Annotated in this window: 16 protein-coding genes and 4 tRNA genes; 14 read left to right on the top strand and 6 right to left on the bottom strand. The window is 55.5% G+C overall.

Features of this window, described 5'->3' with window-relative positions:
• Window positions 1–9: 9 nt before the first annotated feature.
• Together WG29040_RS17045 and WG29040_RS17040 are read left to right on the top strand one after the other, a co-directional pair.
• Window positions 10–1,215 (top strand): efflux RND transporter periplasmic adaptor subunit, encoded by a 1,206-nt coding sequence (locus WG29040_RS17045; RefSeq protein WP_003441348.1) that lies wholly within the window; start codon window positions 10–12, stop codon window positions 1,213–1,215.
• Between the two features lie 63 nt (window positions 1,216–1,278).
• Window positions 1,279–2,808, top strand: coding sequence for a DHA2 family efflux MFS transporter permease subunit (locus tag WG29040_RS17040; protein ID WP_060781813.1), 1,530 nt, complete (start codon window positions 1,279–1,281; stop codon window positions 2,806–2,808).
• Window positions 2,809–2,915: 107 nt separating this feature from the next.
• On the opposite strand, the gene lpxH is transcribed toward WG29040_RS17040, so the two are convergent.
• Window positions 2,916–3,668 carry a UDP-2,3-diacylglucosamine diphosphatase gene (gene lpxH, locus WG29040_RS17035; protein ID WP_003441352.1) on the bottom strand — a complete coding sequence of 251 codons (753 nt, stop codon included), beginning with the start codon at window positions 3,666–3,668 and terminating at the stop codon, window positions 2,916–2,918.
• Window positions 3,665–4,168, bottom strand: coding sequence for a peptidylprolyl isomerase (locus tag WG29040_RS17030; protein WP_003441354.1), 504 nt, complete (start codon window positions 4,166–4,168; stop codon window positions 3,665–3,667). Before WG29040_RS17030 ends, lpxH begins: the two co-directional genes overlap by 4 nt.
• 279 nt (window positions 4,169–4,447) lie before the next feature.
• Here WG29040_RS17030 and WG29040_RS17025 point away from each other — a divergent pair, with 279 nt between their 5' ends.
• Both WG29040_RS17025 and cysS read left to right on the top strand, forming a co-directional pair.
• Window positions 4,448–6,145 carry a glutamine--tRNA ligase/YqeY domain fusion protein gene (locus WG29040_RS17025; protein ID WP_127196572.1) on the top strand — a complete coding sequence of 566 codons (1,698 nt, stop codon included), beginning with the start codon at window positions 4,448–4,450 and terminating at the stop codon, window positions 6,143–6,145.
• Window positions 6,146–6,166: 21 nt separating this feature from the next.
• Window positions 6,167–7,549, top strand: a complete 1,383-nt coding sequence (cysS, locus tag WG29040_RS17020) for a cysteine--tRNA ligase (RefSeq protein WP_127196571.1) — start codon at window positions 6,167–6,169, stop codon at window positions 7,547–7,549.
• Window positions 7,550–7,664: 115 nt separating this feature from the next.
• Here cysS and folD read toward each other — a convergent pair whose 3' ends face one another.
• Complete coding sequence (gene folD, locus WG29040_RS17015) at window positions 7,665–8,519, bottom strand: bifunctional methylenetetrahydrofolate dehydrogenase/methenyltetrahydrofolate cyclohydrolase FolD (RefSeq protein ID WP_003441360.1); 855 nt, start codon at window positions 8,517–8,519, stop codon at window positions 7,665–7,667.
• Window positions 8,520–8,799: 280 nt separating this feature from the next.
• Between folD and WG29040_RS17010 the strand changes: the two genes are divergently transcribed.
• From WG29040_RS17010 to WG29040_RS16965, 10 genes are all read left to right on the top strand, one after another.
• A tRNA-Arg gene (locus tag WG29040_RS17010) sits at window positions 8,800–8,876 on the top strand.
• 41 nt (window positions 8,877–8,917) lie between these two features.
• A tRNA-His gene (locus tag WG29040_RS17005) sits at window positions 8,918–8,993 on the top strand.
• 55 nt (window positions 8,994–9,048) lie between these two features.
• Window positions 9,049–9,133 (top strand) — tRNA-Leu (locus tag WG29040_RS17000).
• A gap of 135 nt (window positions 9,134–9,268) precedes the next feature.
• Window positions 9,269–9,344 (top strand) — tRNA-His (locus WG29040_RS16995).
• A 368-nt stretch (window positions 9,345–9,712) separates the two neighbouring features.
• Window positions 9,713–11,023, top strand: a complete 1,311-nt coding sequence (tig, locus tag WG29040_RS16990) for a trigger factor (RefSeq protein WP_003441361.1) — start codon at window positions 9,713–9,715, stop codon at window positions 11,021–11,023.
• Window positions 11,024–11,114: 91 nt separating this feature from the next.
• Entirely contained in the window at window positions 11,115–11,756 is a 642-nt protein-coding gene (gene clpP / locus WG29040_RS16985; protein ID WP_003441363.1) for an ATP-dependent Clp endopeptidase proteolytic subunit ClpP, read from the top strand.
• A 106-nt stretch (window positions 11,757–11,862) separates the two neighbouring features.
• A complete protein-coding gene (clpX, locus tag WG29040_RS16980; RefSeq protein ID WP_003441365.1) occupies window positions 11,863–13,146 on the top strand; it encodes an ATP-dependent Clp protease ATP-binding subunit ClpX in 1,284 nt (427 codons plus the stop codon).
• A gap of 163 nt (window positions 13,147–13,309) precedes the next feature.
• Entirely contained in the window at window positions 13,310–15,706 is a 2,397-nt protein-coding gene (gene lon, locus WG29040_RS16975; RefSeq protein ID WP_003441367.1) for an endopeptidase La, read from the top strand.
• A gap of 147 nt (window positions 15,707–15,853) precedes the next feature.
• Entirely contained in the window at window positions 15,854–16,126 is a 273-nt protein-coding gene (locus WG29040_RS16970) for an HU family DNA-binding protein (protein WP_003441370.1), read from the top strand.
• A 229-nt stretch (window positions 16,127–16,355) separates the two neighbouring features.
• Window positions 16,356–18,227 carry a SurA N-terminal domain-containing protein gene (locus tag WG29040_RS16965; protein ID WP_127196570.1) on the top strand — a complete coding sequence of 624 codons (1,872 nt, stop codon included), beginning with the start codon at window positions 16,356–16,358 and terminating at the stop codon, window positions 18,225–18,227.
• A 79-nt stretch (window positions 18,228–18,306) separates the two neighbouring features.
• Here the strand turns inward: WG29040_RS16965 and WG29040_RS16960 are convergent, their stop codons facing one another.
• The 3 genes from WG29040_RS16960 to fabI form a co-directional block, all read right to left on the bottom strand.
• On the bottom strand, window positions 18,307–18,651 hold the full coding sequence (locus tag WG29040_RS16960; RefSeq protein ID WP_003441374.1) for an antibiotic biosynthesis monooxygenase: 345 nt from the start codon (window positions 18,649–18,651) through the stop codon (window positions 18,307–18,309).
• Complete coding sequence (locus WG29040_RS16955) at window positions 18,648–19,808, bottom strand: cytochrome P450 (RefSeq protein ID WP_165878372.1); 1,161 nt, start codon at window positions 19,806–19,808, stop codon at window positions 18,648–18,650. The genes WG29040_RS16960 and WG29040_RS16955 overlap by 4 nt, the downstream gene beginning before the upstream one ends.
• Window positions 19,809–20,017: 209 nt before the next feature.
• Window positions 20,018–20,812 (bottom strand): enoyl-ACP reductase FabI, encoded by a 795-nt coding sequence (fabI, locus tag WG29040_RS16950; RefSeq protein ID WP_003441378.1) that lies wholly within the window; start codon window positions 20,810–20,812, stop codon window positions 20,018–20,020.
• Window positions 20,813–20,814: the final 2 nt, after the last annotated feature.

Raw genomic sequence — 20,814 nt, 5'->3', positions numbered from 1 at the left:
GTACTCGTCATGGCCACTGTGCAAACACCGAATGAAACGCAACAAAACCAGGACGCTGGCAATCAGCGCAAACGCAAGCTCTGGCTCGGCGGGCTGGCGATTCTGGTGATCCTGGTCGCGTTGGGCGTCTGGGCCTGGCATGAGCTCTATGGTCGCTGGAGTGAGAGCACGGACGACGCCTATGTAAACGGCAATGTGGTGGAGATCACCCCGCTGGTCACCGGAACGGTGGTGAGTATTGGCGCCGATGATGGCGATCTGGTTCATGAGGGGCAGGTGCTGCTCAACTTCGACCCAAGCGATGCACTGGTTGGCCTGCAGAGTGCCGAGGCCAACCTGGCCCGCACCGTGCGTCAGGTCCGCGGCCTGTTCAGTGATGTGAACGGCATGAAGGCCCAGGTCTCGGCGCAAAAAGTCGAGGTGCAAAAAGCCCAGGACAATTACAACCGTCGTAAAAGCCTGGCCGCAGGCGGGGCGATTTCCCAGGAAGAACTGTCCCACGCCCGGGATGATCTGGCCTCTGCCCAAAGTGCCTTGCGCAATGCCGAGCAGAAGCTCGATACCACCAGTGCACTGGTGGATAACACCACGATTGCCGATCATCCCGATGTTAAGGCTGCAGCAGCGCAGTTGCGTCAGGCTTACCTGGCGAATGCCCGCTCCACGTTGATTGCTCCTGTGACCGGTTATGTGGCCAAACGTACGGTTCAGCTGGGGCAGCGGGTTCAGCCGGGTACTGCCTTGATGGCCGTCATTCCGCTGAATCAGTTGTGGATCGATGCCAACTTCAAGGAAACCCAGTTGCACAAGATGCGCATCGGGCAGCCGGTGGACATCGAGTCGGACATCTATGGCAGTGACGTCAAGTACAGCGGCAGCATCGACAGTATCGGTGCCGGTACCGGCAGCGCATTCGCCCTCTTGCCGGCGCAAAACGCCACCGGCAACTGGATCAAGATCGTGCAGCGGGTGCCGGTGCGTATTCATATCAATGCCCAGGAGCTGGAAAAGCATCCACTGCGTGTCGGCTTGTCGACCACGGTCGATGTGAACCTGCGTGACCAGAGTGGCCCGGTGCTGGCCCAGCAGCCGCCGCAAAAAGCGTCGTTCACCACCAATGTGTACGAGCAGCAGCTGGCGGACGCCGAAGCCATGATTACGCGCTTGATTGACAGCAACAGCGCCTTGACGGGCAACACTGCGGCTCAACGCTGATTCGCCAATCCATAAGCTCTGCCGCACGGGCAGGGCTGCAGCCCGAGTTTTAAAGGATTTGCGATGAGTACAAACGCGTCTTTTTCCCCGCCCAGCTTGGTGCTTGCCACCATTGGCCTGTCGCTGGCGACCTTTATGCAGGTGCTCGATACCACCATCGCCAACGTGGCGTTGCCCACTATCTCCGGCAACCTGGGGGTGAGTTCGGAGCAGGGTACGTGGGTAATTACTTCATTTGCCGTAAGTAACGCTATTGCCTTGCCGTTGACTGGCTGGCTGAGCCGGCGCTTTGGTGAGGTGAAGCTGTTTCTGTGGGCCACGGTTCTGTTCGTGCTGGCTTCGTTCCTGTGCGGTATTTCAACCTCGATGCCTGAACTGGTGGGCTTTCGGGTGTTGCAAGGCCTGGTCGCCGGCCCCTTGTATCCCATGACCCAGACCCTGCTGATTGCGGTGTATCCGCCTGCGAAACGGGGGATGGCATTGGCATTGCTGGCGATGGTCACGGTGGTTGCGCCCATTGCGGGCCCCATATTGGGTGGCTGGATCACGGACAGTTACAGTTGGCCGTGGATCTTCTTCATTAATATCCCGATCGGCTTCTTTGCCGTGATGGTGGTTCGCCAGCAACTCAAGGCGCGTCCGGTGGTGATTACCCGTCAGCCGATGGACTATGTGGGTCTTATAACCCTGATCATTGGCGTCGGTGCGCTGCAGATAGTGCTCGACAAGGGCAATGATCTGGACTGGTTCGAATCCAATTTCATCCTTATGGGCACTGCATTGTCAGTGGTGGCGCTGGCGGCTTTTATCATTTGGGAAATGACCGACAAGCACCCCATCGTGAATTTGCGTTTATTTGCCTATCGCAACTTTCGTATCGGTACCATCGTGCTGGTATTGGGCTATGCAGGCTTCTTCGGCATCAACCTGATTTTGCCGCAATGGCTGCAGACGCAGATGGGCTATACCGCGACCTGGGCCGGTCTGGCCGTGGCACCGATCGGTATCTTGCCGGTACTGATGTCGCCGTTTGTGGGCAAGTACGCGCATAAATTCGATTTGCGCCTGTTGGCGGGGCTGGCCTTTTTGGCCATTGGCCTGAGCTGCTTTATGCGGGCCGATTTCACCAGCCAGGTGGACTTCCAGCATGTGGCACTGGTGCAGCTGTTTATGGGGATAGGTGTGGCGCTGTTCTTTATGCCGACCTTGAGCATTTTGATGTCGGATTTACCGCCACATCAGATCGCCGATGGCGCCGGGCTGGCGACGTTCCTGCGAACGCTGGGGGGGAGTTTTGCGGCATCCCTGACCACCTGGATCTGGATTCGTCGTGCTGATCAGCACCATGCCTACATGAGTGAAAGCATGAGTACCTATGACCCCATCACCCGGCACGCGCTGGAGAATCTCGGCGGGGCGAGCACCAAGGCTTACGCCCAGCTGGATCAAGTCCTGACCAGTCAGGCCTATATGCTCTCGACTGTGGACTACTTCACGTTGATGGGCTGGATGTTCATGGGGCTGATCTTGCTGGTGTGGCTGGCCAAACCGCCGTTTGCCGCGAAGGCGGGGCCGGAGGCGAGCGGACATTAATGCGGTAAAAGCCGCAAGGCTGTGGGAGCCGGCTTGCCGGCGATAATATCGCCGGGGTCTGGCTGATGCCGGGTGATGCCATCGCTGGCAAGCCGGCTCCCACCATCCTACTGTTGGCTGTGTTGCAGTAAAGGCGGGGTGGCGAAATCAAACGGCGCCAGTTGCATGCCTTGCTCATCCACCTGCAGTGCCCAGCCCTGTTTGTCCCAGTCGCCGAGCACAATGCGTTTGGCGGCATGTTCGCCGATCTGCAGCTTGTGAATGGCCGGGCGGTGAGTGTGGCCATGAATCAGCGTGCGTACGCCATGCCGGGCCATGATCAGCGGTACTTCTTCGGGGGTCACATCAACGATGTCGTTGGCTTTCATGCGGGTCTGGGCGCGGCTTTCGCTGCGTAACTTGCGCGCCAGTTTTTGCCGGGTGCCCAGTGGCAGGTGGCGTAAAATCCACATGATTACGGGGTTGCGCAGGTAGCGCCGCAGGCGCATGTAGGATTCGTCGCGGGTGCACAGGCTGTCGCCGTGCATCAGCAAGACCGGTTCGCCGTAGAAATCTACAACGCTGGGGTCTTTGATCAGGGTGCAGCCAGCCGCTTTACAAAAGGCCTGGCCAAGCAAAAAGTCGCGATTGCCGTGCATCAGAAAAATCTGCGTGCCGCTATCGCTCAGTGTTCGCAGCGCTTCACAGATAGAGCGCTGGTAGGGCGTCATTGCATCGTCGCCTATCCAGGCTTCGAAAAAATCACCCAGGATGTACAGCGCCTGAGCCGAGCGCGCACGCCCGGTCAGGAAATCCAGAAACGCCCGGGTTATGTCCGGGCGCTCCTCTTCCAGATGCAAATCTGAAATCAGCAGTATCACTCAATGATCTCTGCTTTCTCGACAATCACGTCTTCAGCCGGCACGTCTTGATGGCCCGCTTTGGAAGTGGTTTTGACACCTTTGATCTTGTCGACCACGTCCTGACCTTCAACCACTTTACCGAACACTGCATAGCCCCAGCCTTGAGCGGTCGGTGCGGTGTGGTTGAGGAAGCTGTTGTCAGCCACGTTGATGAAGAACTGGGCGGAAGCCGAATGCGGCTCCATGGTGCGAGCCATGGCCACGGTGTACTTCTCGTTCGGCAGACCGTTATCAGCTTCGTTCTTGATGCTTGGACGCTTGTCTTTCTTTTCTTTCATGCCAGGTTCGAAACCGCCGCCCTGAACCATGAAGTTACCGATTACACGGTGAAACACAGTGTTTTCGTAGTGACCGGCTTTTACGTACTCGATGAAGTTGGCGACGGTGATCGGCGCCTTTTCAGCGTTCAGCTCAATCACGATGTCGCCGTGGTTGGTAGTCAGTTTTACTTTGGACATGATTGCTATCGCTCTATCAGATGAATTCGGTGAGCTTTTTGGTCCGGCCAATTGGCTCGGAGACTAAAAGCTGGCTGGGTAGATACAGCCGCGCGGCGCAGTTTAGCGTGCCCGCACGGCATTTCGATGCTGTTTTTGCGATATGGGGGCTAAAAGGCGCTATTTCAAATGCGTTGATTGAGCGCCTGCTCTGTCAGGGACTTGACAGCATCGGCTATGATAGGCGCTTTGATTTAGTCGGCCGACCCAGGCCGCGCACCTGTTACGTTCAAGGATCCTATGAGCAAGCCCACTGTCGACCCTACTTTGAATCCTAAGGCTGGCCCTGCTGTACCGGCTAATTTCCTGCGTCCCATCGTGCAGGCGGACCTTGACTCGGGTAAATGCAAACAGATCGTGACCCGCTTCCCGCCTGAGCCCAACGGCTACCTGCACATCGGTCACGCCAAGTCCATTTGCGTGAACTTTGGGCTGGCTCAGGAATTTGGCGGCGTCACCCATTTGCGTTTTGACGACACCAACCCGGCCAAAGAAGACCAGGAATACATTGATGCGATCGAAAGTGACGTCAAGTGGCTGGGCTTTGAGTGGTCGGGTGAAGTGCGCTTTGCCTCGCAATATTTCGATCAGTTGCATGAGTGGGCGGTTTACCTGATCAAGGAAGGTAAGGCCTATGTCTGCGACCTGACACCTGAACAGGCCAAGGAATACCGTGGCAGCTTGACCGAGCCTGGCAAAAACAGCCCGTTTCGTGAGCGTAGCGTCGAAGAAAACATCGACCTGTTCGCCCGCATGAAGGCTGGCGAGTTCGAAGACGGCAAGCGTGTGTTGCGGGCCAGGATCGACATGGCTTCACCGAACATGAACCTGCGCGATCCGATCCTGTATCGCATTCGTCATGCCCATCACCATCAGACCGGTGACAAGTGGTGCATTTATCCGAACTATGACTTCACCCATGGTCAGTCGGATGCGATCGAAGGCATTACCCATTCGATCTGCACCCTGGAGTTCGAAGGTCATCGCCCTCTGTACGAATGGTTCCTCGACAACCTGCCGGTGCCGAGCAAGCCGCGTCAGTACGAGTTCTCGCGCCTGAACCTGAACTACACCATCACCAGCAAGCGCAAGCTCAAGCAACTGGTTGATGAAAAGCACGTACATGGCTGGGATGACCCGCGCATGTCGACCCTCTCGGGTTTCCGTCGTCGTGGTTACACGCCCAAATCAATCCGCAACTTCTGCGACATGGTTGGCACCAACCGCTCCGATGGCGTGGTTGACTTCGGCATGCTGGAATTCAGCATTCGTGACGATCTGGACCACAGCGCTCCGCGCGCGATGTGTGTGCTGCGTCCATTGAAGGTCATCATCACCAACTATCCGCAAGGCCAGGTCGAAAACCTGGAGCTGCCTCGCCACCCTAAAGAAGACATGGGTGTACGAGTGCTGCCATTCGCCCGTGAGATTTACATCGATCGTGACGACTTTATGGAAGAGCCGCCAAAAGGTTACAAGCGCCTTGAGCCTGCCGGTGAAGTACGCCTGCGCGGCAGCTATGTGATTCGTGCTGACGAAGCGATTAAAGACGCCGATGGCAACATCGTTGAACTGCATTGCTCGTACGATCCCGAAACGCTGGGCAAGAACCCTGAAGGCCGCAAGGTCAAGGGTGTTGTGCATTGGGTGCCGGCTGCTGCCAGTGTCGAATGCGAAGTGCGTCTGTACGATCGTCTGTTCCGCTCGCCGAACCCTGAAAAGGCTGAGGATGGTGCGGGCTTCCTGGAAAACATCAACCCGGATTCGCTGCAGGTTCTTACGGGTTGTCGTGCTGAGCCGTCGCTGGGCAACGCACAGCCGGAAGACCGTTTCCAGTTCGAGCGCGAAGGTTACTTCTGCGCAGATATCAAGGACTCGAAACCTGGCCAGCCGGTATTCAACCGTACTGTGACCTTGCGTGATTCCTGGGGTCAGTGATCAAGTTTTGAGGGAGCCATCGTGCTAACGATTTACAACACGCTCACCAAGAGCAAAGAAGTTTTCAAGCCGCTGGACGGCAACAATGTGCGCATGTACGTGTGCGGCATGACCGTGTACGACTATTGCCATCTGGGTCACGGCCGCAGCATGGTGGCTTTTGACCTGATAACACGCTGGTTGCGTTTTAGCGGTTACGATTTGACCTATGTGCGCAACATCACCGACATCGAAGACAAGATCATCAACCGTGCCCGTGAAAACGGCGAAGCGTTTGAGGTGCTCACCGCGCGCATGATCGCTGCAATGCATGAAGACGAAGCGCGACTCAATATCCGCAAGCCGGACATGGAGCCGCGTGCCACGGATTATATCCCCGGCATGCACGCGATGATCCAGACCCTGATCGACAAGGGCTATGCCTACGCCCCGGGCAACGGCGACGTGTATTACCGTGTCGCCAAGTTCATGGGCTACGGCAAGCTGTCGCGCAAGAAGATCGAAGATCTGCGTATCGGTGCACGTATTGAAGTCGACGAAGCCAAGGACGATCCGCTGGACTTCGTGTTGTGGAAGGGCGTCAAGCCGGGCGAGCCGAGCTGGGAGTCGCCGTGGGGTGCAGGTCGTCCGGGCTGGCACATCGAGTGCTCGGTGATGTCGACCTGCTGCCTGGGCGAGACCTTTGATATTCATGGTGGCGGCAGCGACCTTGAGTTTCCGCACCATGAGAACGAAATCGCCCAAAGTGAGGCGGCGACGGGTAAAACCTACGCCAATGCCTGGATGCATTGCGGGATGATTCGCATCAATGGCGAGAAGATGTCCAAATCCTTGAACAACTTCTTCACCATTCGCGACGTTCTGGAGAAATATCACCCGGAAGTGGTGCGTTACTTGTTGGTGTCCAGCCACTACCGCAGCTCGATCAATTACTCCGAAGATAACCTCAAGGACGCGAAAGCGGCTCTTGAGCGCTTTTATCACGCCCTCAAGGGGCTGCCAAAAGTGGCACCGGCCGGTGGTGAAGCGTTCGTTGAGCGTTTTACCCAGGTGATGAACGATGACTTCGGTACTCCGGAAGCCTGCGCGGTGCTGTTCGAGATGGTTCGCGAGATCAACCGCTTGCGCGATACCGATTTGCAGGCCGCGGCTGGCCTGGCTGCGCGCTTGAAAGAATTGGCTGATGTGCTGGGTGTATTGCAGCTTGAGGCGGATGATTTCTTGCAGGCTGGCGCAGAAGGGCGGGTGGATGCGGCCCAGGTTGATGCCTTGATCGCGGCTCGTCTGGCGGCTCGTGCCGGTAAGGACTGGGCTGAATCGGACCGGATTCGTGATCAGCTCACCGCCATGGGTGTTGTGCTTGAAGACGGTAAAGGCGGTACGACCTGGCGCCTGGCTGACTAGGTTTATCGCTGTTTGAACGAAAGCCCGCCAAGTGCGGGCTTTTGTTTGTCCGGGTTTTGGCTGCACCAATAACAACGGCACCCGAAGGTGCCGTTGCTGGTATCGATGCCGGGGCTTATGCGTGCAGCGTTTCGGCGGCGTACAAAGTATTTTCCAGCAAGCAGGCGCGAGTCATCGGGCCAACGCCGCCAGGAACCGGTGTAATCCAGCCGGCGCGGGGCAGGGCGGTTTCGTAAATCACATCGCCTACCAGCTTGCCATCAGCCTGGCGGTTGATGCCGACGTCGATCACGATCGCGCCTTCCTTGATCCATTCGCCTTTGACCAGGCCCGGCTTGCCGGCAGCCACGACCACCAGATCTGCACGGCCTACGTGGCCGGCCAGGTCCTTGGTGAAACGATGGGTAACCGTTACGGTGCAGCCGGCCAGCAACAGTTCCATGGCCATCGGGCGACCAACAATGTTGGAGGCGCCAACGATTACTGCGTCCATTCCGTAAAGGTCCTGGCCGGTGCTTTCCAGCAGGGTCATGATGCCTTTAGGAGTGCAGGGGCGCAGTAGCGGGATGCGCTGGGCCAGACGGCCGACGTTGTAGGGGTGGAAACCGTCTACGTCCTTGTCCGGACGAATGCGCTCCAGCAACTTGGAGGCGTCCAGATGCTCGGGCAGTGGCAGCTGAAGCAGAATGCCGTCGATATCTGTGTCTTCATTAAGACGGTCAATCAGGTCGGTCAGTGCTTGCTGGCTAGTGTCCGAAGGCAGGTCATAGGCTTGTGAAAGAAAGCCTACCTCTTCGCAGTCTTTACGCTTGTGCGAAACATAAACCTGGGAGGCAGGATCGCTGCCGACCAGAATCACTGCCAGGCCGGGAGTGCGCAGGCCTTGCTCGTGACGCTCGGCGACACGTTTTGCAATCTGCTTGCGCAGGCTGGCGGCGATCGCTTTGCCGTCGATTAGTTGTGCAGTCATTACGCGTGATTAACCATCGTAAAGGGTGGAAAAAGGACGTGCATTCTCGCATGCCGTGACGTAAGGGCAAAGGCGCTTGGTCTGCTTATTCCCCTAACTCCTTTATATTTCTAAACTTTTTTCAAAAAAGAGTTGACGGCTTTCGGGGTCGCCTATAATATTCGTCGCACTTGTCGGGCACAGCCTAGCACTGGTTAAGAAGGTAGAGCGAAGTTGATGTCTGGCTTGGTGATACTGAAAGCACTTAGTTTGTAGTCGTCACAGAATACAGATTAACAAGGCGCCCGTAGCTCAGCTGGATAGAGCATCCGCCTTCTAAGCGGATGGTCGCAGGTTCGAGTCCTGCCGGGTGCGCCATTAGGCAGCTTTGGCACAAGTAGGGTTACAAAGGCAATATGGTGGGCGTAGCTCAGTTGGTAGAGCACGGGATTGTGACTCCCGTTGTCGAGGGTTCGATCCCCTTCGTCCACCCCATATTTAGAAAGGCGCCAGATTAATAGTCTGGCGTCTTTGCTTCAAAAGTTTGAATGCGGATGTGGTGGAATTGGTAGACACACTGGATTTAGGTTCCAGCGCCGCAAGGTGTGAGAGTTCGAGTCTCTCCGTCCGCACCAAATAAGGTTTGGCGATGCCTGAATCGGGTTCGCCAGGCTGATGAATAAAGCCGCCTAGAGCGGCTTTATTCTTTTACGAAGCTGCGCTTTGATGCGCATTCGTAGCGATGCAAATAGAGCTGTAAATGCAATATGGTGGGCGTAGCTCAGTTGGTAGAGCACGGGATTGTGACTCCCGTTGTCGAGGGTTCGATCCCCTTCGTCCACCCCATATTTAGAAAACGCCAGATTAATAATCTGGCGTTTTTTTTCGTTCCGGCTTTTTTGAAGGGGGCAGGCGGGCGGCATTGTGTTGCTGAATGATGCCTGTCTTGCGTCCTTGTGTCGGTGCGGGTGTTGTCATGCTCTTGCTTGATGCCTTCTTCTATATATAAGGAAGGAGGCTCTGAGTTGGGGCTATGTAAGCATTTTTGTGTATTCGGGTGTTTAAGCAGATCACTGCTTGCGCTTAATAATGTGCCTGCTGTTTCTGTGCGCGATTGCGGTAGGGTGACTTCTTGAGTTTGACCCACTAGAATGCATGCCCTTGATTATGGGGTCGGAAACGGCCGGCTAATGTCTGTGCAACGAGGAATATCCATGCAAGTTTCTGTTGAAAATACTTCCGCTCTTGAGCGTCGCATGACCATTGGCGTGCCATCTGAGCGTATTGAGGCTGAAGTCAACAAGCGTCTGCAGCAGACCGCCCAAAAGGCCAAAATCCCGGGCTTCCGTCCAGGCAAGGTGCCAATGAGCGTGATTCGTCAGCGTTACGAAGCTGATGCGCGTCAAGAAGCACTGGGCAACGTGATCCAGGCTTCGTTCTATGAAGCAGTGGTTGAGCAAAAGCTGAACCCGGCTGGCGCACCTTCGGTAGAGCCTAAAGTCTTCGAAAAAGGCAAGGATCTGGAATACGTTGCGACCTTCGAAGTATTCCCTGAATTCGAAGTTACCGGTCTGGACACCATCGCTATCGAGCGCCTGAGCGCCGAAGTGGCTGATGCCGACCTGGACAAAATGCTGGACGTGCTGCGCAAGCAGAACACCCGTTTTGAGCTGACTGAGCGTGCTGCTCAGAACGAAGATCAGTTGAACATTGATTTCGTTGGCAAGGTAGATGGTGAAGAGTTCGCTGGCGGTTCCGCCAAGGGTACTCAGCTGGTTCTGGGTTCGGGCCGTATGATTCCTGGCTTCGAAGAAGGCCTGGTAGGCGCTAAAGCTGGCGAAGAACGCGTTCTGAACCTGACTTTCCCTGCTGACTATCAGAACCTGGACCTGGCTGGCAAAGCCGCCGAGTTCACCGTTACTGTCAACACTGTTTCCGAGCCTAAGCTGCCAGAGCTGAACGAAGAGTTCTTCGCCCAGTTCGGTATCAAGGAAACAGGTCTGGAAGGTTTCCGCGCCGAAGTTCGCAAGAACATGGAGCGTGAGCTGCGTCAGGCGATCAAATCCAAGGTCAAGAATCAGGTAATGGACGGTCTGTTGGCTGCCAACCCGATCGAAGTTCCAAAATCGCTGCTGTCCAACGAAGTTGATCGTCTGCGCGTTCAGGCTGTTCAGCAATTCGGTGGCAACATCAAGCCTGACCAACTGCCGGCCGAGCTGTTCGAAGAACAAGCCAATCGCCGTGTGGTTCTGGGTCTGATCGTGGCTGAAGTGGTCAAGCAATTCGACCTCAAGCCTGACGAAGATCGTGTTCGCGAAATGATTCAGGAAATGGCTTCCGCTTACCAGGAGCCTGAGCAGGTTGTTGCTTGGTACTACAAAAATGACGCGCAATTGAACGAGGTTCGTTCGGTTGTGCTGGAAGAGCAAGTTGTGGATACTGTTCTGCAGAAGGCTAAGGTGACCGATAAAGCGGTCTCTTACGAAGAAGCAGTTAAGCCGGTGGAAGCTCCACAAGCCGACTGAATTCTGACTCGTTAGAAAACACAACCATAAGCCAGCCTCGAGCTGGCTTATGCGTATTCCAGACAAGACTATTTGGGAGTGACTGCCGGACATGTCCCGCAATTCTTATATTCAGCAGAACTCTGACATTCAGGCCGCTGGCGGCCTGGTCCCGATGGTTGTTGAGCAGTCTGCCCGTGGCGAGCGCTCCTACGACATCTATTCGCGCCTCCTCAAGGAGCGGATCATCTTCCTGGTAGGCCCTGTCGAAGACTACATGGCGAACCTGGTTGCTGCGCAGCTGCTTTTCCTTGAAGCCGAAAACCCGGACAAGGACATTCATCTCTACATCAACTCCCCGGGCGGCTCGGTAACAGCAGGGATGTCGATCTACGACACCATGCAGTTCATCAAGCCAGACGTGTCGACCATCTGTATCGGTCAGGCGTGCAGCATGGGTGCTTTCCTGTTGGCCGGCGGTGCTCCGGGCAAGCGTCATTGCCTGCCTAACTCGCGGATGATGATTCACCAGCCGTTGGGCGGTTTCCAGGGGCAGGCGTCGGATATCGACATCCATGCCAAGGAAATCCTCAACATTCGTCATCGTTTGAACTCGCTGTTGGCCCACCATACCGGTCAGTCGCTCGAAACCATCGAGCGTGACACCGAACGTGACAACTTCATGAGCGCTGAGCGTGCAACCGAATACGGTTTGATCGACTCTGTGTTCAGCAAGCGTCAAATGCCCGCTTAAGTAGTACAAATGAAGGCGGTTGGATTAACTGACCTCCTGCGGGCTTGAAAAAGCCCGCAGTTGCCTTCATCTTGTGTTGCAAGCCTATCGGATTTGGATCGATCGAATGACTGACACCCGCAACGGCGAGGACAACGGCAAATTGCTCTATTGCTCCTTCTGTGGCAAAAGCCAGCATGAAGTGCGCAAATTGATTGCCGGCCCCTCGGTCTTTATCTGCGACGAATGCGTCGACCTGTGCAATGACATCATCCGCGAGGAGGTGCAGGAAGCCCAGGCCGAGAGCAGTGCGCATAAATTACCTTCGCCAAAAGAAATCAGCGGCATCCTTGATCAATACGTCATTGGTCAGGAACGTGCCAAAAAGGTTTTGGCCGTAGCGGTATACAACCACTACAAGCGCCTTAACCAGCGTGACAAGAAAAATGACGACGTCGAACTCGGCAAGAGCAACATTCTGCTGATCGGACCTACTGGCTCGGGTAAAACCTTGCTGGCCGAAACCCTGGCTCGTCTGCTGAATGTACCTTTCACTATTGCTGATGCAACCACGCTGACTGAGGCGGGTTACGTAGGCGAAGATGTGGAAAACATCATTCAGAAGCTGCTGCAGAAGTGCGACTACGACGTTGAAAAAGCCCAGATGGGTATCGTCTATATCGATGAAATCGACAAGATTTCGCGCAAATCTGACAACCCGTCCATCACCCGTGATGTTTCCGGTGAAGGCGTGCAGCAGGCTTTGCTCAAACTGATCGAAGGCACTGTGGCTTCCGTACCGCCTCAGGGTGGTCGCAAGCATCCGCAGCAGGAATTCTTGCAGGTTGATACCCGTAACATCCTGTTTATCTGTGGCGGTGCGTTCTCGGGCCTGGAGAAGGTTGTTCAGGCACGCTCTACTCGCGGCGGCATCGGCTTCAGTGCCGAAGTACGCAGCAAGGAAGAGGGCAAGAAGGTTGGCGAGTCCCTGCGTGAAGTAGAACCTGATGATTTGGTCAAGTTCGGTCTGATCCCGGAGTTTGTTGGCCGTCTACCTGTTCTGGCGACACTGGATGAGCTGGATGAAGCTGCATTGATGCAGATTCTGACCGAGCCGAAGAATGCGCTGACCAAGCAGTATGGAAAGTTGTTCGAGATGGAGGGTGTTGATCTCGAATTCCGTGCTGATGCCTTGAAAGCCGTGGCCAAGCGTGCGCTTGAGCGCAAGACTGGTGCGCGTGGTTTGCGTTCGATTCTGGAGAGCGTTCTGCTCGACACCATGTTTGAAATCCCCTCGCAGTCCGAGGTGAGTAAAGTGGTGATCGACGAAAGCGTTATAGAAGGTAAGTCCAAGCCGTTGTTGATTTATGAAAACAACGAAGCGACTGCCAAGGTTGCACCTGACGCGTAAGTGTATTGCTGCGTATTACACATTGCGTGTTAAAGAAGGGGCCTTCGGGCCCCTTTTTTTTTCCTGTCGTCCAACGCTTGTTTTTTTTCGGAACTGCCCCCATCTTGGCTTCAAGCTTACTTCCATCTGATTACGGCCTTATGGCCGCCGTAGAGGCGAAATCATGAAGACAACCATTGAATTGCCTCTCCTGCCATTGCGCGATGTTGTGGTCTATCCGCACATGGTGATCCCACTGTTCGTGGGACGCGAGAAATCAATCGAGGCCCTCGAGGCTGCGATGACGGGCGACAAGCAGATCTTGCTGTTGGCCCAAAAAAATCCTGCTGACGATGATCCGGGCGAAGACGCGCTCTATCGTGTAGGTACCATTGCGACCGTTCTGCAGTTGCTCAAGCTGCCGGATGGCACCGTCAAGGTTTTGGTCGAAGGCGAGCAGCGAGGCGCTGTCGAGCGCTTTGGCCAGGCTGAAGGCTATCTGAGTGCCGAAGTCTCCCTGATTGATGAGGTGGCTGCCCCGGAGCGTGAATCCGAAGTCTTTGTCCGCAGTCTGATCTCGCAGTTCGAGCAATATGTACAGCTGGGCAAAAAGGTCCCGGCTGAGGTTCTGTCCTCGCTTAACAGCATCGACGAACCAAGCCGTCTGGTCGATACCATGGCTGCCCATATGGCACTCAAGATCGAGCAGAAGCAGGAGATTCTTGAAATTATCGACCTGCAAACCCGGGTTGAGCACGTATTGGCATTGCTTGATGCCGAGATCGACCTGCTGCAAGTTGAAAAGCGTATCCGTGGCCGTGTCAAAAAGCAGATGGAGCGCAGCCAGCGCGAGTACTACCTGAATGAGCAGATGAAGGCCATTCAGAAGGAGCTCGGCGATGGTGATGATGGGCATAACGAAATCGAAGAGCTGAAAAAGCGCATCGAGTCCGCTGGTTTGCCCAAGGATGCAATGGCCAAGGCTCAGGCTGAGCTGAACAAGCTCAAGCAAATGTCCCCCATGTCCGCTGAAGCCACTGTCGTGCGCTCCTACATTGACTGGCTGGTTCAGGTGCCATGGAAAGCACAGAGCAAGGTCCGCCTGGATCTGAAGCGCGCTGAAGACATTCTGGATGCAGACCACTACGGTCTGGATGAAGTCAAAGAGCGGATTCTCGAATACCTCGCCGTGCAAAAACGGGTGAAGAAAATCCGTGGTCCGGTTTTGTGCCTGGTAGGACCTCCTGGTGTAGGTAAAACCTCCCTTGCAGAGTCCATAGCCCATGCAACAAACCGCAAATTCGTACGTATGGCTTTGGGTGGCGTGCGTGACGAAGCGGAAATTCGCGGTCATCGTCGTACCTACATTGGCTCGATGCCAGGTCGATTGATTCAGAAGATGACAAAAGTGGGGGTGCGCAACCCTCTGTTCCTGCTCGATGAAATCGACAAGATGGGCAGCGACATGCGCGGTGACCCGGCCTCTGCATTGCTTGAGGTGCTCGATCCCGAGCAAAACCACAATTTCAATGACCATTACCTCGAGGTCGACTACGACCTGTCTGACGTAATGTTCCTGTGTACCTCCAACTCGATGAATATTCCTCCAGCGTTGCTGGACCGGATGGAAGTCATTCGTCTGCCGGGTTACACCGAAGACGAAAAAATCAACATTGCCGTCAAATACCTCGCCCCCAAGCAAATTGAAGCCAATGGCTTGAAAAAAGGCGAGATAGCGTTCGACAACGAAGCCATCCGCGACATCATTCGCTATTACACCCGCGAAGCCGGTGTGCGGGGCCTTGAGCGCCAAATTGCGAAAATTTGCCGCAAGGCGGTCAAAGAACACGCGATGGAAAAACGTTTTGCAGTGACTGTGACGCCCGAGCTTCTCGAGCACTTTTTGGGTGTTCGAAAATACAGCTACGGACTGGCCGAGGTGCAGGACCAGATTGGTCAGGTGACCGGTCTGGCCTGGACTCAGGTCGGTGGCGAATTGCTGACAATTGAAGCTGCGGTAGTGCCGGGCAAGGGCCAGTTGATCAAGACCGGTTCTCTCGGTGACGTGATGGTGGAGTCGATTACTGCTGCGTTGACAGTGGTTCGCAGTCGCGCCAAGAGCCTGGGTATCCCGTTGGATTTCCACGAGAAACGTGACGTTCACATTCACATGCCGGAAGGGGCTACGCCCAAAGATGGTCCTAGTGCTGGTGTAGGAATGTGTACAGCTCTGGTTTCTGCGCTGACTTTGATTCCAGTACGTGCGGATGTTGCGATGACCGGCGAAATTACCCTGCGTGGCCAGGTGCTGGCGATTGGGGGCTTGAAGGAAAAGTTACTGGCTGCTCACCGAGGTGGGATCAAGACTGTAATTATTCCTGAAGAGAATGTCCGCGATCTGAAGGAAATTCCTGACAACATCAAACAGGATCTTCAGATTAAACCGGTTAAATGGATTGACGAGGTCCTGCAAATTGCGCTGCAATACGCGCCGGAGCCCTTGCCGGATGTGGCTCCCGAGATCGTTGCCAAGGATGACAAGCGAGAGTCTGACTCTAAGGAAAGAATTAGCACGCATTAATACGGATTTGCCTGACGGGCTTTCTTGACGCTTTTTAGAGCCCTTGTTATAAAGCGGCTCTATAAGTGTCCGTAAGTGCTTCAGCAATCGTTTGCTTTTACCAAAAAACTTTAGAAACATACTCAGATAGATATAAGGGGACTTAGAGTGAACAAGTCGGAACTGATTGATGCTATCGCTGCATCTGCTGATATCCCGAAAGCTGCAGCTGGCCGTGCGCTGGACGCAGTAATCGAATCCGTCACTGGCGCTCTTAAGGCTGGCGACTCTGTGGTACTGGTTGGTTTTGGTACTTTCTCTGTGACTGATCGTCCTGCTCGCACTGGTCGTAACCCACAGACTGGTCAAGCACTGGAAATTGCTGCTGCTAAAAAACCAGGCTTCAAAGCCGGTAAAGCACTGAAAGAAGCGGTTAACTAAGTTTTTGTAACACTTTTTACCCAACCGGGTCAGGCGCACGCCAGGCTTGGCAGCGGAGCGGTAGTGCAGTCGATGGTTATATCGACGTGGTACGCCGGGGGTCGCGGGTTCGAGCCCGGTCCGCTCCGCCAGTTACGAGAAGGCGCATCCTCGGATGCGCCTTTCTTCTATCCGGACTCTACCCACGCTCCACGGTTGCTCATTATGCAAGACCGTTTCTGGGGGAAGCATGCTGCAAAATATCAGGGACAATTCACAAGGCTGGATTGCCAAGACCATCATCGGTGTCATCGTCGCGTTAATGGCGTTGACCGGTTTCGATGCTATTTTTCAAGCCACCTCGACCAGCCAGGATGCGGCCAAGGTCAACGGTGACGAAATCACTCAAGTTGAGCTCAGCCAGGCTGTCGACATGCAACGTCGTCAGCTGATGCAACAGCTGGGCAAAGATTTCGACGCTTCTTTGCTGGACGAGAAAATGCTGCGTGAAGCAGCCCTTAAAGGGTTGATCGATCGTAAGTTGCTGCTGCAGGGTGCTAATCAGGCGAAGTTCTCCTTCTCTGAAGCGGCCCTGGATCAGGTCATTCTGCAGACACCTGAGTTTCAGGATAACGGCCAGTTCAGCGCTGAACGTTTCGATCAGGTGATTCGTCAGCTGGGTTACGGTCGCCTGCAGTTCCGCGACATGCTGGGCCAGGAAATGCTGATTGGTCAGCTGCGCGCCGGTTTGGCGGGCAGTGGTTTCGTGACCGATGAGCAAGTGAACGCTTTTGCCCGTCTCGAAAAACAGACCCGTGATTTCTCTTCTCTGAACATCAAGGCCGACCCGGCTGCGGTGAAAGTCAGCGACGACGAAATCAAGGCTTACTACGACGAGCACGCCAAAGAATTCATGACGCCCGATCAGGTCGTGATCGACTACATCGAGTTGAAGAAGTCTTCGTTCTTTGATCAGGTGGCTGTGAAGGATGAAGAGCTGCAAGCCCTTTATCAGAAAGAAACCGCCAACCTTGCTGAGCAGCGCCGTGCTGCACACATCCTGATTGAAGTGAACGACAAGGTCAGCGACGAGCAGGCCAAAGCCAAGATTGCTGATATTGAGCAGCGTCTGGCCAAGGGTGAAAGCTTCGAGGCTTTGGCCAAAGAGTTCTCTCAGGATCCAGGCTCGGCTGCCAATGGCGGTGATCTGGGTTTCGCAGGTCCGGGTGTTTACGATCCTGTGTTTGAAACAGCGCTTTACGCTCTGCAAAAAGATCAGGTTTCTGAGCCGGTTCGCACCAGCTTTGGCTACCACCTGATCAAGTTGATGGGCGTCGAGGCACCTGAAGTGCCGAGCTTTGCCAGCCTGAAAGACAAGCTGACCCGTGACCTGAAAACCCAACAGGTTGAGCGTCGCTTTGTTGATGCAACCAAGCAGCTGGAAGACTCCGCATTTGAGGCGTCCGATCTGGTTCAACCTGCTCAGGAACTGAAGCTGACCGTGCATACCTCTGCACCGTTCGGTCGTCAGGGCGGGGAGGGGATTGCTGCCAACCGTGACGTGATCCAGGCAGCATTCAGCACTGAAGTGATGGATGAGGGGGCAAACAGTACTGCCATCGAACTCGATCCCGAGACGGTAGTGGTGTTGCGCGTCAAGGAACACCTCAAGCCTGAGCAGTTGCCTCTGGAAGCCGTTGCCGCAAGCATTCGTGGGCAATTGGTTAAAGAGCACGCCAGTGCAGCGGCTAAAACCAAAGCTGAAGAAATCATCAAAGGTCTACGCGATGGCAAGTTGCCGTTGGATAAGCCGGTTGATGGCCTGTCGTGGAAGGCTCACGAGGCAGTTGCCCGCGGTCAGGAAGGTATTGACCCTGCCGTGCTGCAAGCTGTGTTCCGCCTGGCCAAGCCAGTATCCAAGGACAAACCGACCTTTGGTAGCGTCACCCTGGCCGATGGCACCGTTGTTGTGCTGCGTCTGGATGGCGTGAACGATGCTGCGAAGCCGACTGAAGAAGAGAAGGCGTCGTACCGTCGCTTCCTCGCTTCGCGTGTGGGCCAGCAAGACTTCGAAGCCTACCGCAAGCAGTTGCAAAATGAGGCGAAGGTCGAGCGCTACTAAGCGCTGGATCATCCGCACGACGAAAAAGGCCGCTCATTGAGCGGCCTTTTTTATGGGGCGGATTCAAGCAAGCCTGCGCTCACGAGTGAACTTTACGGCTGTCAGCCGGCGCCTCGGATCGCTCAGTGAGGGAGTAGTCGCGCAAAACATGGGCGATGCGCAAACGATAGTCCTCGAAGACTTGAGTACGTCCTGCGGCCTGGGCCATGCGGTGTTGTTCCAGTTGGCGCCAGCGCTGGATGGAGTCTTCGTCGCGCCAGAATGACAGCGACAGCAGCTTCCCGGGTTCACTGAGGCTCTGGAAGCGCTCGATGGAAATGAAGCCCTCAAGGTCAGCGAGCAATGGCCTGAGTTCGGCTGCAAGGTCCAGGTAACGCTGGTATTGGTCGGTGCGTGGCCACGCCTCGAAAATAACGGCAATCATTGCGCAATCTCCGGCTGCTGGCGGAATCGTGGAATTCGGCCATTGAGTGATGGGACATAGCTCCAGTGGCAGGTCCGGATAAAGGATGTGCCATGGCGTTGTAGTAGTACTGCGATGGTTTGTGCGGCGATCGCCAGTGCTATTTGTTGACCCGGACATTGATGCCGGCCATGGCCGAAGCTGAAATTTTGACGCAGGGGCCGGTTGAGCAGAAAACAGTCCGGGTCATGATTGATGGCCGGATCTCTGTTTGCAGATGCCAGCAACACCAGAACCGTATCTGCGGCTTGCAGAGTGCAATTGCCGATGACGCAGCGTTTCGCGACAAAGCGCCGGGTGTTCTGTACCGATGGGTCGTGACGTGCTGCCTCGGCAACCAGCTCGGGGACAAGCGCCGGGGTTCGGCTGACCGCTTCAAGCAGCTCAGGCTGTTGCTGCAGGGCCACCAGTGCATTGCCGATCAGGCCGGCAGTGGCTTCGCAGGTCTGAGATAGCAGACCGATCAAATTGGCGATAAGCGCGGGACGATCGGCCTGGGTGCCAGATCGGTAAGCTGGACAAATAGCGTTGAGAAAAGCGCTGTGTCCAGCTTCGTCGTTCAACAGAACCTCAAACATCTGACTCAGCCGGGTTGCTGCAATGTCAGCGCTGCGCAGTTGTAACTCGCTGGCCAAAGGAGAAAGGCAGGCCACGAAATCACCGGTCAAAGCGCTCAGGGTATCAAGCTGGTGGTCATCGAAGCCCAGCAAGCGGCATAGCACTGAAACCGGCAATTTGAACATGAGTGAGTTCAGGCTATCGGCAGAGCTGTCTGTGATCGGGAAGAGGTGTGCAACCAGTGTTGCGATGTCTGCTGCCGACACTGACGTCAGTGCCGGTTCTATCCCGTGCCGGGGGCACTGATGGCGCGGCCCTTCATTCATGCGCATCAAGTTGCCGAACACCTGGCCTGAAGGCCTTTGTGCTATGGCCGGTGGAACGGGCTCATGTGGGGGGCGTACCAGCAAATCAGGATGCTGCACAATGGCCTGTATGACCCTTGCACCGCTTGCGACCCAACATCCCAGTCGGGAGTCAAAGTACAGGTCGGCCCTGTGTCTCAGTTGCGCATAAAAGGTATAGGGATCGGGGTGGGTTGCAGCCTCGAAGGGTGTCATTCAGAGCGTCCTTTTCATGAAGAACCATGACTTTCTCCCATCCCTTTGGCCGATAATTCGCTCAGGAGCGAAGTATGGATGTTGCTTCCCGCACCCGCGGGGGGCAAGTGTGGCTGCCCACGGGCAATGAGTTCATAAAAGCCCGCAACGCAAAACGCCCGATGCAATCAATGCACCGGGCGTTTCGGGTACAGGCTGCAAGCAAAGATTTACTCTTCGAGGCTGCCCATTGCGGTGGTGTTGAAGCCGCCGTCTACGTACATGATTTCACCGCTGATGCCTGATGCCAGATCCGAGCACAGGAACGCGCCGGCATTGCCGACTTCGTCGATGGTGACGTTACGACGCAGAGGGGTCTGCGCTTCGTTGGCCGCCAGCATTTTACGGAAGTTCTTGATCCCCGATGCTGCCAGGGTGCGGATCGGGCCAGCCGATACGCAGTTAACGCGCGTACCTTCCGGGCCCAGGCTGCCTGCCAGGTAACGTACACCCGCTTCCAGGCTGGCCTTGGCCATGCCCATCACGTTGTAGTTAGGCATGGTGCGCTCGGCGCCCAGGTAGGACAGGGTCAGCAGGCTGCCATTGCGGCCTTTCATCATCGGACGGCCGGCTTTGGCCAGGGCCACGAAGCTGTAGGCGCTGATGTCGTGAGCGATACGGAAGCCTTCACGGGTAGTTGCGTCCGTGAAGTCGCCGTCCAGTTGATCGCCAGGTGCGAAGCCAACGGAGTGCACGATGCAGTCCAGGCCGTCCCATTTCTTGCTCAGGTCTTCGAAGACCTTGGCGATTTCTTCATCGCTGGCTACGTCGCAAGGGAAGCACAGTTCAGGGTTGGAACCCCAGCCTGCAGCGAACTCTTCAACGCGGCCTTTAAGCTTTTCGTTCTGATAAGTGAAAGCAAGTTCAGCGCCTTCACGGTGCATGGCGGCAGCAATGCCAGAAGCGATGGACAATTTGCTAGCGACACCGACGATCAGGACGCGCTTACCGGCGAGAAAACCCATGT

This window comes from Pseudomonas sp. PAMC 29040, assembly GCF_003994535.1.
Classification (GTDB): Bacteria; Pseudomonadota; Gammaproteobacteria; order Pseudomonadales; family Pseudomonadaceae; genus Aquipseudomonas; species Aquipseudomonas paraversuta.
Note: the sequence above shows the minus strand (reverse complement) of the source record. Positions and strands in the feature narration are given on the sequence as shown.